Origin of the sequence: Paenibacillus sp. LjRoot56 (genome assembly GCF_964253335.1) — a bacterium.
Lineage (GTDB): Bacteria > Bacillota > Bacilli > Paenibacillales > NBRC-103111 > Paenibacillus_E > Paenibacillus_E allorhizoplanae.
In genome coordinates this window covers 19,661-35,954 of the sequence record NZ_CAXURV020000008.1, presented here as the reverse complement: position 1 = coordinate 35,954, position 16,294 = coordinate 19,661, and the positions used below count along the sequence as shown (strand labels likewise).

The 16,294-nt window shown below is 43.6% G+C and carries 8 protein-coding genes; 7 read left to right on the top strand and 1 reads right to left on the bottom strand.

Annotated elements, in window-relative coordinates; all coding sequences use genetic code 11:
- Window positions 1-60: 60 nt before the first annotated feature.
- Window positions 61-1,419: an ABC transporter substrate-binding protein gene (locus tag ACSQ8O_RS35715; protein WP_436245601.1), complete on the bottom strand. Its 1,359-nt coding sequence runs from the start codon at window positions 1,417-1,419 to the stop codon at window positions 61-63.
- A gap of 177 nt (window positions 1,420-1,596) precedes the next feature.
- On the opposite strand from ACSQ8O_RS35715, the gene ACSQ8O_RS35710 reads away from it, so the two are divergent.
- The 7 genes from ACSQ8O_RS35710 (at window position 1,597) to ACSQ8O_RS35680 (ending at window position 16,244) form a co-directional block, all read left to right on the top strand.
- The gene (locus tag ACSQ8O_RS35710) at window positions 1,597-3,396 is read left to right on the top strand and encodes a sensor histidine kinase (protein WP_436245600.1); all 1,800 of its coding nucleotides are present in this window, start codon (window positions 1,597-1,599) and stop codon (window positions 3,394-3,396) included.
- On the top strand, window positions 3,377-4,996 hold the full coding sequence (locus tag ACSQ8O_RS35705; RefSeq protein WP_436245599.1) for a response regulator transcription factor: 1,620 nt from the start codon (window positions 3,377-3,379) through the stop codon (window positions 4,994-4,996). The genes ACSQ8O_RS35710 and ACSQ8O_RS35705 overlap by 20 nt, the downstream gene beginning before the upstream one ends.
- 45 nt (window positions 4,997-5,041) lie before the next feature.
- Window positions 5,042-7,393, top strand: coding sequence for a helix-turn-helix domain-containing protein (locus ACSQ8O_RS35700; protein WP_436245598.1), 2,352 nt, complete (start codon window positions 5,042-5,044; stop codon window positions 7,391-7,393).
- Window positions 7,394-7,546: 153 nt separating this feature from the next.
- The gene (locus tag ACSQ8O_RS35695; RefSeq protein WP_436245597.1) at window positions 7,547-8,521 is read left to right on the top strand and encodes an ABC transporter permease; all 975 of its coding nucleotides are present in this window, start codon (window positions 7,547-7,549) and stop codon (window positions 8,519-8,521) included.
- A gap of 3 nt (window positions 8,522-8,524) precedes the next feature.
- Window positions 8,525-9,415, top strand: a complete 891-nt coding sequence (locus ACSQ8O_RS35690; protein WP_436245596.1) for a carbohydrate ABC transporter permease — start codon at window positions 8,525-8,527, stop codon at window positions 9,413-9,415.
- Window positions 9,416-9,470: 55 nt separating this feature from the next.
- Window positions 9,471-11,066 (top strand): extracellular solute-binding protein, encoded by a 1,596-nt coding sequence (locus tag ACSQ8O_RS35685; RefSeq protein ID WP_436245595.1) that lies wholly within the window; start codon window positions 9,471-9,473, stop codon window positions 11,064-11,066.
- Window positions 11,067-11,165: 99 nt separating this feature from the next.
- Window positions 11,166-16,244, top strand: coding sequence for a CBM96 family carbohydrate-binding protein (locus tag ACSQ8O_RS35680; RefSeq protein WP_436245594.1), 5,079 nt, complete (start codon window positions 11,166-11,168; stop codon window positions 16,242-16,244).
- Window positions 16,245-16,294 lie beyond the last annotated feature (50 nt).

The following is a 16,294-nucleotide window of genomic DNA, read 5'->3' as shown; positions in this document are numbered from 1 at the left end:
AAAAAACGGGGAACAGCGACTTTAACTTCCTGTCGGTTCCCCGATACATGCTTACAAACGTTATTTGAACTTATCTTTTATTTTATTGATCCCATCTCTGATAGCCGTGTACGTTTCTTCCGTACTCGTTTTTCCCGTGAGAAGCTTCGTCATATTATCTTGCACAAGTGTCTCGATCTCGGGTTGCCCTACGATGGTAGCCATGGGTACACCATTGTTGACAAGAATTTGGTTAAAGTCTTGTAAAATTCGCTTGTGACCATCAATGGCTTTTGGGTAAACTTTTTCAGCCTTCTTAACGATCTCATCCAAATTTGCAGTTTTCATAGCAGTGACGTTTACTACAGCAGCTTCTGACGTATTAAACTCGGAAGAGGACCACTCTTCGATTAGCTTCCATGCAACATCTTTATTTTTGCTGCCTTTGAACATGCCTACTCCAACGCTCGATACCGGTGCTTGTGCCTTGTCCCCGGAAGGTCCTTTCGGATAAGGAATCGCTCTGGTTACCTTAATGATGTCCGGATTGATGCTGTACACATTAGCAGAAAAGTAGGTTCCTGCAGCAACCATGCCCACTTCTCCGTTACTAAATGATCGCCACATTTCCGGATAGCCCCAAGTGAAATGTGCCTTAGGCTCAAAAGCTTCTAGTTTTTTGAAGTGATCCAGTGTCTCGATATATTTTTTCTTTGATGCTTCTGATGTATCGCTGAGCAGAAGCCCATTGCTATATGCGGCGGTGAAAGGAACTCTGAAAGCAAACCGAGCTACGCCCATTGGATATCCAAAGCCGTACTTATCACCCTTGGTCATGAGTTGTGCTGCCTTTTCCACGCTTTCCCAAGTTTTTAATTCTTCAACTTTCATGCCGGCTTCGTTCAACATTTTTTCATTTACCATTAAGGTAAACGAGTTGGCAAGATTCGGAACGGAATAAATTTTATCTCCTCTGGACGCATATTCCAGTGTGCCTGGGAGAAAATCATCTTTTTTCAATGCTGCGCCTTTTTTATTCAAATAGGGAGAAATATCCTCCAACCCGTCCAACTGCACAAGGCTGGTGACGTCTTGGGTCATCGTCATATCCGGATAATCGGCGGATGATAGCATAATGGGTAATTTCTTCTCCATATCCTGCCAGGATAAGAACATGTACTCAATGTTGACGTTTGGATACTTTTCTTTCATTTTTGTTTTAAATTGATCGGCTAACTCTTTTTCTGCCTCTGATGTCCCCGGATAGACGAAACGTATATCCGCTTTCACGGTTTTCCAGTCGATTTCTTTCGTTGATGCTGCCGGAGTTGTGTTCGATGCACTCTTTTCCTCTTTGTTAGAACTACAGCCTGTCAACGCTACACTTGCCAGTACTACGAGGCTGATTAGGATCGTTGCAGGCTTTTTTAACTGTTTCATGTTTACCCCTCCTTGATGATTTGGATACAAATTTATCGTAAATGTTCTCGAATTTTATTACAATGTGACGATTTTAAGGATTAGTGGACTTATTCAAGCAAGTGGAGAATGGCTATACCTTAGACGTTTGCAAAGCTTTATAATGCAAGTAATTAACATAAGTGAGGAGAGAACAGGATGCTTCAATTCAAAACATTGCAAACCAAAATGCTTGTTTCCTTCATTTTGCTCGTGCTTATTCCCGTCATTGGCCTTGGCAGCTTTTCATACTACATAGCAACCCGTTTTTTGGAGAAACAGACGATGCAGAATCAAATGCAAATCATCCGGCTTATTGCCGACAATATTAAGCATATGCTGGATGATGCCACCGACCTCTCTTCCTTTATTGTGGGGAACGAAACCATTCAATCGCTGCTAAGCCAAACTGCTCCTTCGTATATAGGAGATCCACAAAAGACAATTTTCAATTATTTATCTAATTTAAAACAAGCTAAAAAATATATATCATTTATTGTTTTGTATGGTGAAAATGATTTTATGTTTAAGGATTTCTCGGAGTTTTTCAGGCAGGTGGTACCCTATGAAGAATTTAAAGAATCCCCATTATATATGGCTACGGCTGCGCGTAACGGCCAGTCTCACTTGGATTATTCGGGCTCTTCTCTGTTTATATACGCACATAATTACAATGATATCGTACTAGGCAGACGTATTTTAAGTTTGTATGATGCAGACAAAAAGTTGGGGATGTTTTTTCTTGGAATTAATAGAGATGCCATAAGAGATGCTATCCAAGATGTGCAGATCAGTCGGACGACTAATCTGCTTCTCTTCGACGACAATTATCGACTCGTTGCAAGTAAGTTGGATGATAAAGAAATGAGCAAGCATTTTAAAGACAATGTGAACGGAATTAAAAAACTGCTTCAGCCCAATCAAACCTGGATCTATGAAATAGGTAATAAAAAATATTTAGCTGCGAACACGTCTATTGAGATATATCGATGGCATATTGTGAGCCTTACTCCGATGGAAGACATCCAAAAGACATATAGCATTGTGCTCAGCAGCACGATCATATTGTCTTTCTCACTCCTGCTAGTTGCGATTGTGATGTCTATATTGCTTTCTAAAGGCATTACACTGCCTATTAAGAAATTGCTTCGGTCTATGAACAATTTTAAACGAGGGGACTTTAATCAAAAGGTTCCTGTGGAGTCGAAAGATGAAATCGGGCTGCTCACGCAAAAGTATAATGAAATGGTCTCCCAATTGAATGAACTAATTCAGAAAGTTTATATCAGTCAAACGAATCAGAAAATGATTGAATTGAAAACACTTCAAGCACAGATTGAGCCACATTTCCTGTACAATACGTTGGATTACATTTTCTTTAGTTCAAAAATCAACGGAGATAACCAAACGGCTAAAGTCGTTCAATCGTTGAGCGAATTGTTCCGGCTTTCGCTGAATAAGGGTGAAGATTACTACAAAATAGAAAATGAAATGAATCAAATCAAAGCCTATATCAATATTCAACATGCACGTTTTCCTAGTCGATTCACTCCCATTTATCATATCGATTCCACCATTGGTCATTTTATTACGTTGAAGCTTCTTCTCCAACCTATTGTGGAAAATGCCATCCTACACGCGTTCGAACCGCCTACGGATCGCCAAGGAGTTCTATTAATTCGTTCTTATGTTCAAGAAAGTGATATTGTTTGGATCGTTCAAGACAATGGTAATGGAATGAATCCGGATCAGGTGGAACAACTGTTATACATACCAGTACGAAGTAAAGGCGGTTATGGCTTGCGAAATGTGAACGAACGGTTGCAGATGATGTTTGGTCCTGAATATGCCCTGCAAATCAACAGTATTCCTGATATCGGCACCACTGTGATTGTAAGAATTCCAATCATCGAAAATGAAACACAATGGGGGAAACTATATGAAAGTCATGGTCATTGATGATGAAGCGATTGTTATAAAAGGATTGAGCATGTTAATTCCATGGGGGGAATACGGCTTTGAATGGCTTCCGCCGGCTGAAAATGGGAGGAAGGCTTTGGAGCAAATGGCATGCATAATGCCCCATTTGATTATAGTGGATTGTCAAATGCCAATCATGGGGGGCGTGGAATTGCTTACAGAAATTCGCAATCGGAAATGGTCAATGAAATCCATCATTCTCAGCGGCCACGATGAATTTGACTATGTCAGACAAGCACTTCAGCTTGGAGCTTCGGATTACCTTCTTAAGCCGCCGGACACAGATATGATGTTAGAAGTGCTCATTAAAATAAAAAAAGAATGGGAGGAAGAAAACCAACGCAACCACCAACTACAGGAAAATATGTCTCTAATCCGTGACAGGTTTTTAAGAAGCTTACTGGAAGGAGCTCGACTCAACGAGAAGTTGTTTATGGAGAAAACTGCCTACCTGAAGGTTCCATTGACCGTGGAGCCTTTCCGAATAGTCCTGCTGCAAATCGAGCAGGATCCCGAAACCCTCAGAAATTATAATTATGAAGATCAACAACTGATGAATTTCGCTATCCAGAATATTGCTGAGGAAACGTTGCAACGATGGGAAAATAAATGCATGTTTCTGAAGAAATCGGGACAGTTTGTGATGATTATTAATATGTCATTTGCTATGGAGGAACTTCGCCGTGACCTGCAGCATTTGGTGATAAATATAAAGCAAACATTAAAATACTTTGTTACCGTCGGGATCTCAGCCCATAACGAACAATTGGTTCTCGAAGGGAAGATGGCCTATGAACAGGCTCAAATGGCCTTGGAATATAAATATTATACTGGACCGAACGAAATCATTTTTATTGATGACTTAGATTGGGAAATGTCAAAGAGCAAGAGAAAGAACGATGGACGGGGGTCTTTAATAACTGAAGCGTCTACAGCTGAAGAAATATCAACTGCTTATGAAAGGCTGCGAATGGCGCTTAAGATAGGCAACCTTCAGGAGTTAGAGGATTGGATGCACTCATTTTTCAATGAACTACAAGAGAAGGAGATTACGATTCCATTAACGAAAACGGAAAGTCTGCAAGCCATGATATATGGCGCCAGCGTTATTTCCGAATTGCATCCCAAGATGCATTTGGATCATCTATTGACGGCCGAGCAAATTCAATACGTTGTAGCCGCTGCTACCTTGCAGGAACTTAGTCAAATCTGCAAAACGTTTCTTCGTTATTTGCTCCAGTTAACCGTTGATTTGCGAAAATCCGGCAGGAATAACGTTGTGGAAGCTGCTAAAACGATGCTAGAAACCAAATATGCAAGTAACCTTTCTTTGGATACCATTGCCAAAGAAGTTTTTGTGTCGCCTGTCTATCTAAGCTTTTTGTTTAAACAGGTCGAAGGCATAAATTTAACTGACTATGTAACCCAGGTTCGGATGGATAAAGCTAAGGAACTGCTGCTCGGCTCTAATCTCAAAACCTATGAAATCGCCAATCAAGTGGGATACCAAGACGAAAAATATTTTAGTCGGCTTTTCAAGAAGAAGATTGGGATGACTCCTACTGAATTCCGTCAATAAGACTAGCGATATAAAGCGAGTGATTGTAATAGAGAGGGGTAGTCCATGAGATTCAGCATTTCAGGAAAGGTCATGCTTGTTTACAGTTTGGTTTTCATAACGATTATTTTTTTATCTTTTTGGGTGTCTTATACGGGTACCGTAGGACGATTGGAGCAGGATCTGAAGAATACTCATGTTGCTTTGCTGAAGCAAATTGATGATAAAATCGAGATCGTGTTCCGTCAAACGGAGAAAGATCTGCTCAATATGTCGCAGGAGTTAGAGTATGTATATTTTATGTATGACAGTTATGATGATGCAGCTCAGAAATATGCGAATTTTTTTGGATTATCAAACAAACTGAAAACGGTTGTGCACACGAATGAACTGTTTGCTTCAATATTCCTTTATTCAGAGGTAAGTGGCGATATACTGACTGATAAAACGTATATGAAAAGAAGTGACTCGGAAGACAGCTGGTTGGCTACTTATATCAAAATGAAAGGGCATTCAAAATGGCTGACTACTCATAAAGTATGGGATGGCGAAAAAGAACAGGATGTCGTCACGCTGATTCGTTCCTATCCATCGATCAGCAGCCCTGAATATCGAAAGGGACTTGTTGCCATCAATATCAGTGAAGATGTTCTTTATCGGATGATCAAGGATGTGTATGAAGAAGACCAGGGTGGACATACCTTCATTATTGATGATCAAGCAAACATAGTGACTCATGACGACGCAACGCAATTATATAAGAACTTGACACACATTCCCTATATTCAGCAGATTCTGAGCCATAACGGGAGCGGATATTTCACAGTGAAAATGGAGGGGATTGAGCAATCGATATTTTATACGGCCTCTACATATACGGGGTGGCGAATTGTCAGCGTTATTCCTAAATCTAACGTATATCAGCCTTTGGAGTCTATACGAAGTTTAATGATTGCGTTTGCCGTCGGTATGGTTTTTTTAGGTCTAACTGTTCTTTTTTACGTAAACCGGCGGACCTTTAAGCCCTTGGATCGATTAGCCGGGAAAATGTCAGGAGCGTTCAAGTCAGTCCATCCTGAAGAAGAGCCGATGAGAAGTGCTGTTGGGCTGGGTTACCTTGAAATGGTATTCGACCAAATGTTTGTAGATCGTGAACAACTAGAGAAGCAGGTCCGGGATTCCAAGCCAGTATTGAAATGGAGAATCATCTTGGACATGCTGTCGGGCTATAGAACGGAGTATGCATCCGTGAGGCATCACATGGAATTTACTGGAGTCAACTTGTTTTCTGAATGGTTTGTCGTGTGTACAGCCGAGATCGGTAAGGAGGGCGGCGTTAGCCTGAAAGATGAAACCTTGTATACGTATGCGTTATGCAATGTTGCAGAAGAGTTGATGAATATGGAAAATGCGGGGGTTGCAGTTGATTTAGGAGCGGGTTTCGCCGCCATCGTTTTTAGCTTTGCAGAAGGTGATATGGAACAAAACCATTTGCGTGCATTGGCTGTCCTCGAGTTGGTTTTGGATGTCATGAAGAGGCAATTCGGGCTTCAGGTGACCATTGGTGTAGGAAGATGCTATCAGGATATGAAGGATATCCCGATATCGTACGAAGAGTCGCAAAAAGCCCTGCAATACAAAATGGTCATCGGCAGTCATTCGGTCATTTCTATAGAAGATTTGCTGGGGCATGATAATCAGGACTATTACCGCATGATAAAGATGACGGATCGAATTGTAGAAGCGTTAAAGCAGACAGAAAGCGAGAGATTAGAGGGATATATAACGGAATTGTTTCAAGAAGCGGTAAGTGGCAGCTTATCTCCCGATTTGATAAGGCAGCTCTCCTACGATTTGATTATGAAATCATTGCAGGTCGTTGCTTCGATAGGCATAAATACGGAGGAATCGCTTGAAGAGATGGGGAATCTCCACCAACGGATTCATCAATGCGACAATTGGCAGGATATGCAGCAGATCGTCAAAACTGTACTTGAAGGATTAGCGGGTAAAATTGAAGGGAAACGCAGCCAACGGGGAAACAATAAGACAATTGACAGGTTGTTGCTTTACATTCGAGAACATTATCGTGAGAGTGAATTTTCCCTCGAGTTGCTATCCGAAAAATTTCAATTAAATCCGTCATATATAAGCAAGCTGTTCAAAGAATATACGGAGAAAAACTTCATTGATTATTTGATTGAGATCCGGATCAATGCTTCCAAGGAGCTGCTTGTTGTTAAGAACCGCAAGATTAACGATATCGCAGAATGGGTTGGGTATACTAATACACGCAGCTACCTTCGGGCTTTCAAAAAATATACGGGCATGACGCCCACCGAATATCGGGAGTGGGTGCTCGGATTTGAAGCGAATTCTGCGTCGGAGCAAGCTTTAATGAGCAAAAACCCAAGATAAAGGTACCACCCTAAAGAAATGTAACCAGGCAATATACAAAAAAAGGCACATACCTCATAACACGTCTATTTCCTTCTCTTGTCAGCCCTCCTACAATCAAACTGTAACCGAACGAAAGGTTTGGGAAAAGACTTAACGAGAGGGTGAAACGATATGAAGGCTAGACTCCCGGCAACAGAATTGCGGACCGGGAAGCAAAGGGTTGAAGCGAGAACGTTTAGACAGTCGATTTGGAGAAGGATGATGCAGGATAAACATTTATATATGATGCTCCTGCCCGTGATCAGCTTTTATCTGCTGTTCAAATTCGTTCCAATGATCGGAGAAATCATTGCTTTTAAGAATTATAGGTTCGCTGACGGTGTATTCGGAAGCCAGTGGGTTGGATTTAAGCATTTTCAAATGATTTTTGCCAGCCCTGACTTTTGGCGGATATTACGAAACACACTCGTACTTAACTTGTACAGTCTCGTTTTTGGATTTCCAATTCCGGTTGTCCTTGCTCTTCTGCTCAATGAAGTCCGCAGGAAATGGTACAAGAGTATTGTACAGAATATGTTATACGTACCCCATTTCATGTCATGGGCAGTGCTGGGCGGAATTGTGGTTGCCGTGTTGTCACCAAGCACGGGAGTTGTGAATATGGTCCTCAAGAAAATATCCGGTGGGGAATCCGTCTATTTCATGGCCGATTCGTTCTGGTGGCCGCTTATCTATACGTTATCGGGCACTTGGAGGGAAGCAGGGTGGGGAACGATTCTGTATATGGCAGCAATGGCCTCGATTGATCCGCAGCTTTATGATGCAGCAAAGATGGATGGTGCCAACAAGCTTCGCCAAATATGGCACATTACATTACCCGGTGTTCGCAGTACAATTGCCGTTCTGCTTATTCTTAGAATGGGTCAAATGATGGATGTGGGATTGGAACAAACGCTCGTTCTACAAAACAATTCCGTACTTGATGTTGCAGATGTAATTAGCACCTATGTATATAGGGTAGGTTTACAGAATATGAGCTACAGCTATACAACGGCGATCGGACTGTTTCAATCGGTCATCGGCTTGATCCTGATCGTTGGCGTTAACCGGATGATTCGAATGACCGGGGAACGGGGGCTATGGTAAGCAATGGGTATAACCAACAAAGGGATTCTAACTCGATTGGCAAGTATAAGTATGTACCTCATTCTCGGCTCAATCTCATTAATGACCTTGTTCCCGTTCTGGTACGAAATTGTGGCATCCTTCAGCAGCAGCAGGGCGATTAATTCCGGCGAAGTTTTCTTATGGCCGATCGAGTTTAATATAGTCGCCTATGAACGTTTGTTTGACGATGGTCAGTTATTCGTAGCCATGCGCAACACGGTTGTTGTCACGTTAGTTGGAACGGTGCTTAATATGATCATGACGATTCTGGCAGCCTATCCGCTTTCTAGACGGAGACTTCTTGGTCGAAACGCGCTGCTAATGATGATCACGATTACGATGATATTTGTCGCCGGCATTATTCCCAACTTTATCCTCATCAAAATGTTGGGGTTAATGAACTCCTATTGGGCCGTCTGGCTGCCTGGATTGATCAGTACCTACAACATGTTTGTGATGAAAACATTTATGGAAGGGCTGCCGGAAGAAATTGAAGAGTCTGCAGCGATGGATGGCGCTGGTGATTGGCGAATATTAATACAGATTTTTATCCCGCTCTGCAAGCCTATTTTGGCTGCATTATCTTTGTTCTATGCCGTTAATTGGTGGAACAGCTACTTTAACGTGATGCTCTATATCACAAAGTCGACCAAATTGACTGTTATGGTGAAGCTGTATCAGATGGTTAACAAGGTGGACGAGAATTTATTAAACAATATTGGAGGAAATGATGCCGTGGAACGAGTTTTACTTACTCCGGAAGCAATTAAAGCAGCGGCTGTTGTCATAGCCGTGTTGCCGATTCTGTGCGTATATCCATTCCTCCAGAAATATTTTGTCAAAGGTGTTTTGATCGGATCGGTCAAAGGTTGATATCCAGAGTGAACTTGCTCTGATATAAATATTATACATGTAAGGGGATGAAAGAATGAGCAAGTTGAAACAAGCGGGAAAAGTTATTCTCGCTATTAGCATGTCTTTAACAATGCTTGCCGCATGTAGTTCCAATGATACTTCTTCGGTACAGTCTTCAGTTTCACCTGGCTCCACCACCGTTCCAAGCACGGGACCTAAGAAGGAAATCAGCATATCGATGTTTGATCGCGGTGCAGTGCCGACGGAGGAAGGTACTTATGAAAATAACCGGTGGACAAAGTGGATCAACGAGAAATCTCCTGTAAATGTCAAATGGGTTCCCGTTACCCGGAGCCAGGCGCAGCCCAAATTGAACGCCTTGATCGCTTCTGGTGAAGCACCTGATTTGATCTGGGAATATGATCGAAATTACATCAGCCAGTTGGCCAATCAAGGCGTAATTCAGCCGATCGGCGATTATATCAACAAATATAGCACGACGTATAAAGCTTATCTGGAGAAGCACCCGGAGCTTAAACCTTATCTGAACGTCAACGGTCAAACGTATGCGGTTTCGTTCGCGCGAGATACGGTCGCCAATCACGGCATGTGGATTCGTCAGGACTGGCTGGATAAGCTAGGTCTAAAGGCTCCGTCTACGGCAGAGGAATTTCTTGATGTTGCTCGCAAATTTAGAGACGGTGATCCAGACGGCAACGGCAAATCGGACACGGTACCGATTTCATTAAGTGGTAGCGGTGTCAGTATTTTGCGCGCTTTATTTTTCACCCAGGAAAATCAGTGGTATGTGGAAGGTGGTAAGCTGGAATACGGCAGGCTCCTTGACCGTTACGCGGATTCGCTTGCATTCCAGAAGCAGCTCTTTGACGAAGGGCTTATCGACAAGGAATATATTACAGACACTAATTTTCAGCGCTCAACCCAGTTGTTGACGACCGGTAAAGCAGGGATATATTTGGGCCAATGGGGTGCGGGGAGCATGGATAACGCCTATCGCGATTTGCTGAAAAATGTGCCAGATGCGAAGTTGACTCCGCTTGAATCGGTCAGTACCAAGTATGGCAAGGACGGCTTATATCAGGAAGCGCCACCGAGCGTATTTACGGTATTTAACAGCAAGATGAAGGAAGACCAAATCAAATCGGCCATTCAATTTATAGACTGGATGCTGAAGGATGGATGGGTGCCTCTCAAGTATGGGGAGGAGAACGTACATTATAAAACAGTTGATGGCGTTCGGCAGACAATTAATCAGGACAAATTTGTCAAGGAAGTCAGTTATGCTGGCGAATACGCGCTCATGATCGATTCGATGATGACACCTAAATTAATCGTAGACATGGCGGCGAAAGATGAGATATCTCAGAACTATGCCAAGTTGAAGGCGAAATCGCTCGAATTGACGATGAAGAATACATACCGGAGGGATATACCATACAGCCCAGATATTCCTGAACTAACCCAGTTGATCTCTACGTTCTCACCGATCGCTGTTCAGATTGAAACGAAAGTGGTTACCGGTGGGAAGTCCATAACAGCCCAGGATGGACTGAACGACCTCCGCAAAGAATGGAAGCGCCTCGGCGGAGACAACGTAGATAAACAGGTTCAGGATTGGTATCAGAAGAACAAAAACAATTTTAAATAACAATCTGTACCGAAATTGGCAAGTACTTTTTCCGGATATCCATCATGTCCGGGGAAAGCGCTTGGCAAGTATTTTAAAATAACGATATGAGGTGAGTAAATGATAAAAAAGATACAATTGAAAATAACGAGTATGGTTTTAGCCTTTTCAATGACAGCTGCTTTGCTCCAAGGTTTTGTTGCTCCGCTTGTTCCCTATGCAAACGATAAAATGTCTGCTTTAGCTGCGGTATCTAATCCGGTTATCTCACAATTAAATCCGAGCGAAGACACCTATGTCAGAAATGGAGGGAATGCGAATACGAACTTTGGATCCTCTACAACACTAGGTGTAAAGAGTTTTGATGCAGATATCAATATAAACCGACAAGCTTTCATGAAATATGATTTAAGCTCTTTTGCAGGTGAGATCGGATCGGCCAAGTTAAAGATATATGCCATTGACACGGAGAATTCAACGATCGGTGTTCAATTGTTTGGCATGGAAGACGACGCATGGAAAGGAAACACGGTAACCTGGAATACCAAGCCGTTTCCCGAACATTATATAACCAATATCAATGTTGGCAAAACAGCGAGCTGGTACGAAATCGATGTGACGGCATTCGTGAAGCGGCAGAAAGCGTTGGATCAGACAGCCAGCTTCGCGTTCTTAGAGCAAGCTGCACAAGGTCATGCTGTGAACATCAATAGTGTGGAGAATACGGAGAACCGTCCATATTTGGAGATTTCTGCTGATCGAGTAAATGCAAGCGCTCCCAAGTGGGCGTCAGGGGGATCCGTCAACATTTCTAATGTAAGCGCAACAGGCTTGCAATTGAACTGGTCGGCGGCTACAGACCCGGCAGGCGTGGCAAACTATACGATTTATCAAAACGGAAATGTCATCGGGACGGTTGGCGGATCGGCAACTTCGTACACGGTGACAGGATTGCAGGTCGGACAGAAGGTTACGTTCAAGGTTGAAGGCGGTAATGCCCTGAATCAATGGAGTAACGACGGGCCCTATGTGACCGTAACGTTGCCCAACCCGAAACAGACGGTTATTCTGCCACTCGAGGACACCTATGTCCGGGGCGGAGGGAACGCGAATGATAACTATGGAACAGCTGCGTTGCTAGGTGTGAAGAATTTTGATGCAGATGCCAATTTAAACCGGCAAACGTATATGAAGTATGATTTGAAATATTATGCCAGCGAGATTGGGTCGGCCAAATTAAAGATCTATGCCATTGATACCGAGAATTCGACAATTGGTGTCCAAGTATTTGGTATGGAGGACGATTCATGGAAAGCCAACACGGTAACTTGGAATACGAAGCCAACTATCGACACTTACATCGCCAATATCGATGTAGGCAAAACAGCGGGCTGGTATGAAATCGATGTGACAGCTTTTGTGAAAAGGCAAAAGGCGTTGGATCAGACAATCAGTTTCGCATTCTTGGAGCAAGCTGCACAAGGTCATGCTGTGCAAATTAACAGCATGGAAAACACGTTGAACCGGCCGTATCTGGAACTTTCCACAGATCGAGTAAATACAAACGCTCCCAATTGGCCGTCCGGAGGAAGCCTCACCGTTTCGAATTCCAATGAAACGGGCTTGCAATTAAACTGGTCGGCTGCGGCGGACCCTGTTGGCGTAACTGGTTATAAAATCTATCAAAACGGAATCCTCCTGGGGACGGTTGCCGGTACTGTAAGCTCTTATACGGTTACGGGGCTGCAAATCGATCAAAAGTACACGTTTAAGGTTGAGGCCGTGAACAGCTTGAATCAATGGAGCACGGATGGACCCTTTATTACAAAGATGTTGCCATCCACCAGTCTGGTACAGCTTCGTCCGGGCAATGTGTTTATTAATGATGAAGCTATTCAGTTTAAGGTAATAACCACAAGACCAAACGTATCCTGGGCAGTCTATGATTATCAAGGAGCTGCGGTTTCCGATGGGATCAGTCCGGTTGTACAGGGCGAGGCCGTTTTGACCGTTCCTTTTACAACGTTCGGTTATTTCACTCTACAAATTAAGGTCCAATCGAATATCAGCGATCCCATTTCCATCAAAACTCCGTTTGCCGTGCTTTCTCCCTTAGATCAATCGGGTCATGAGAATTCTCCGTTCGGGATGGCTACCCATCTGCACCGTATCCCGCCGGCAGATGCGGCTAATATGATAAAAATGATGAAATATGCCGGAATTGATATGGTTCGGGACGGCAGAGAATGGAACAGTATTGAAAAGCAAAAGGGTTCATACACCTTTTCTCCATCTCCTGATGATTACATGGCGAAGTTGAATGATGATCATTTTGATTTCACGTTTGTTTCCGGATTCAACAACCCGTTTTACGATAACAATAGCACCCCCTATACCGATGAGGGCCGTGAAGGATTCGCCAATTATGTGAAAGCATATGCGGATCGTTACGAGGGCAAGCTTGATGCTGTCGAGGTTTTCAACGAATTCAACGGAAGCTTCGGGGACAGAGGAAACGGTCCGGCAGATTCGAAACCGGAAAACTATTTTCCATTGCTGAAAAAAACGTATGAAACAGTCAAGGCTGCGCATCCTGACATGCCTGTCGTGGGCATGGTCATGGCTATCGACTTGAATTGGATGGAAAAAGTATTCCAGCTTGGGGGTATGCAATATTTGGATGTCATTTCCGTTCATCCTTATGTATATCCGGGTGAGCCGGAGCATTTGGAAAGTCAAATAAAAGGCTTACAGGACTTGATTCGGACTTACAATAATGGGCAGTTGAAACCAATCTGGATCTCCGAGACAGGCTGGCCGACGCAACTGGACAGTCGCGGAGTGGATGAGCAGAAGCAGGCAGACTACCTGATTCGTGGTTACGTCGTTTCAATCGCAAACGGTATTGATAAAATCATGTGGTATGATTTTATGAACGATGGTGTTCAACTCAATTATAACGAAGATAATTTCGGCATTATCCGTAATCCGAATGATAAACTGGGCGCTTACACACCTAAGCCAGCCTACGCGGCTTATGCGACCATGTCAAGAGCACTTGGCGGTGCACAGTTCGTTAGTCAGGATTCCACGGATACTGACATCCGAAGTTACGTTTTTGAAAAGGACGGTGAACAAATAAGAGCTTTGTGGGCAGTAGGTTCGTCGGTTCCGGCTGTTATTCATACCTCCAACTCGATCCAAATCACGGATATGATGGGAAATACAGAAACTTACGTTCCCTATAATGGGAATGTGTATGTGACTTTAAACGATGAGCCGTTTTTTATAAAAGGGCATATCTCCGGAGTCGAAAAGGATTCCACGTTCTCCCTGCATGGAGATTCCGCTCGGGTCGGTGATCCGATCAATCTGACATTGGAAATCGATAATACAACATCTGCACCATATTCATTTAACTTGAAGGTTGAAGGCGAGTCATATCCGGTATTTGCCGAGGGTGGTCATAAGGTTACCCAAATGCTGACTGTCTCGAATTTGAATGAACCCGGAAACCGCTTGGTTAAGGGTTTCTTGATGAAAGGGAATGACAAGATTGGCATGATAAGGAGCGCGGTTACAGCTCTCCAGTCCTATGAAGTCAAGGTTCGTCCCATTTTTGCCGACGTAAATACGATGAGCAAAACGCTTCAAATTCAGATCAACAATCTTTCTACGACCAAAGGATTACAAGTTAAAAAAGTTGAATGGAAGTTCGGTACGCAATCGGGAACGAAGGAATTACATGCTGTGGTTCAGTCCAGTTCCGCAGATGTATTTGATATTCCGCTTACCGGTTACGGTCTAGGGGTAACCAATGCGCTTAAAGTCACGGTCTACTTTGATGAATTCGATCTGTTCACTTATGAAGGAACGGCTGAATTCAACCCCATTATGCAAGGGACGGTAAACGTTGGCGGAGGGCTTGATCCAGAAACGGCAGCCGCTTCCTCCACGATCGACCTGTCCAAGGGTACGGTCAAGATGACGGGTTATCAAGGCGCAAATGATTTAAGCGGGAAATTTTGGCTTAATTTCGATTCGAATCGTCTGTATATCACAGCAAGGGTCAAAGATAACACCATGTCTGCGCCCTTTACCGGAGCGGACGTCTATAAAAATGACAGTTTTCAATTCGCAATTTCGAACGGACTCCCGGGAGAGAGTCTCAGTTGGTATGAATACGGGATTTCCCAAACACCAAACGGTCCGCAAATTTATCGCTGGATTACACCTCCGGGAGTAAGTAAAGGTTTGGTGACAAATGGCGATCTTGTCGTGACAAGAGATGAAAATCAGCACGAGACAATTTACGAGTTGGCGCTTCCTTGGTCGGAATTAACGCCGATCAAAGCGGAAAGGAACGGGGTCATCAGCTTCTCTTTATTGGTTAATGACAATGATGGTAACGGCAGGAAAGGTTGGATCGAGTGGGGAGGCGGGATCGGCGACGGCAAATTGTCCAATAAATTCCGTTCCATGCAGTGGATCGTAACAGATAATACACCGCCGAGTACGGTTGCTGCTCTTGTCGGAACGAAACATAACGATTGGTATGTATCTGATGTCAAAGTTAGCCTGAACGCTACGGATGATCGGACCGGTGTGACAGAGTCCGTGTATAGTTTGAATGGCGGTGCCACATGGCAGCCATACACGCAGGAACTTAATTTTGCTGAAGATGGAGCACACACGTTGTTATATCGCTCAACCGATGGTGTAGGAAATGTAGAGCAAGCCAAGTCGGTTACATTCAAGGTTGATCAGACTTCCCCGATTGTACAAATTTCCGGCGTTGGCACGTTTACAGTTGATCAGAACGTGAAGATAGCGTGTGCGGCTGCGGATAGTGTGTCGGGCGTTGTGTACAGCAATTGCAATGGGCTATTAGTTGATAGTCCTGCCTATATGCTGGGCGTGGGCACACACCAGGTATCAGCCTCTGCAGAGGATGCGGCAGGCCACATTACAATCGAAACATCCAGCTACACGATTGAAGTAACAGGGGACAGCTTAGTGGCATTAACAGAGCGCTTCGTAACCGGAGCAGGATCGAATGGAGTGATCAACTCGCTTGTCAAAAAGCTGGAACTTTCGCAGTATGGCGCTTATGTGAACGAGATATCAGCGCAAAAAGGAGAACGGATTGTGAACGAGTTGGCAGACATCTTGATTGAACTTGCCCACGCGCTAGAATGATGGCCTGCCCCGGTTAGGAAGCAATTCTGCCCGGGGCTTTCCTTATACAT

Bases quoted from the DNA above. Each gene is read 5' to 3' on its own strand.
- ACSQ8O_RS35715 (WP_436245601.1), bottom strand. From the start codon at position 1,419: ATGAAACAGTTAAAAAAGCCTGCAACGATCCTAATCAGCCTCGTAGTA.
- ACSQ8O_RS35680 (WP_436245594.1), top strand. From the start codon at position 11,166: ATGATAAAAAAGATACAATTGAAAATAACGAGTATGGTTTTAGCCTTT.
- ACSQ8O_RS35695 (WP_436245597.1), top strand. From the start codon at position 7,547: ATGAAGGCTAGACTCCCGGCAACAGAATTGCGGACCGGGAAGCAAAGG.
- ACSQ8O_RS35700 (WP_436245598.1), top strand. From the start codon at position 5,042: ATGAGATTCAGCATTTCAGGAAAGGTCATGCTTGTTTACAGTTTGGTT.
- ACSQ8O_RS35690 (WP_436245596.1), top strand. From the start codon at position 8,525: ATGGGTATAACCAACAAAGGGATTCTAACTCGATTGGCAAGTATAAGT.
- ACSQ8O_RS35705 (WP_436245599.1), top strand. From the start codon at position 3,377: ATGAAAGTCATGGTCATTGATGATGAAGCGATTGTTATAAAAGGATTG.
- ACSQ8O_RS35685 (WP_436245595.1), top strand. From the start codon at position 9,471: ATGAGCAAGTTGAAACAAGCGGGAAAAGTTATTCTCGCTATTAGCATG.
- ACSQ8O_RS35710 (WP_436245600.1), top strand. From the start codon at position 1,597: ATGCTTCAATTCAAAACATTGCAAACCAAAATGCTTGTTTCCTTCATT.